The sequence below is a fragment of the Pseudomonas subflava genome (assembly GCF_023823685.1).
Classification (GTDB): domain Bacteria; phylum Pseudomonadota; class Gammaproteobacteria; order Pseudomonadales; family Pseudomonadaceae; genus Aquipseudomonas; species Aquipseudomonas subflava.
This window is the reverse complement of the sequence record NZ_JAMXBF010000028.1, coordinates 1-480: the sequence shown is the minus strand read 5'-3', so window position 1 is coordinate 480 and position 480 is coordinate 1. Positions and strand designations below refer to the sequence as shown.

1 protein-coding gene is annotated in these 480 nt (G+C 66.5%); it reads right to left on the bottom strand.

Annotated elements, in window-relative coordinates; translation table 11 throughout:
• On the bottom strand, positions 1 to 480 hold a 480-nt coding region (locus NF616_RS21535; protein WP_252275738.1), incomplete at both ends, for an AMP-binding protein.

Here is a 480-nt window from a genome sequence, read left to right as displayed (position 1 = left end):
TCCAGGGTGCCGTCTTCGCGCCAGCGCACCAGGTCGCCGGTGCGGTACATGCGCTCGCCAGCAGCACCGAACGGATCGGGCAGGAAGCGCTCGGCAGTCAGCTCGGGGCGTTGGAAGTAGCCACGGGCCAGGCCAACCTCGCCACCGATATACAGCTCACCGGCCACTCCGATGGGCAACAGGTTCAGCTCGGCATCCAGCACGTACAGGCTGCGCGGGCCGACCGGGTTGCCGATGGGGGCGTAGGCCGCCTCGAAAGAGTCGCCCGGATAGGCTTCCCAGATTAGCGGGGTCACCACCGTCTCGGTCGGGCCGTAGCCGTTGATGATGCGCTGCGGCTGCAGCACTTTCTGCAGGCGCTCATAGGTCTCGCGGGTAAAGGCTTCGCCACCCAGGGTCCAGGAACGTACTGGCAGTTTCAGGCCCTGCGATTCCACCCAGTCCAGCAACTGCTGGGCATAGCTCGGCGGCAGGCAGGAG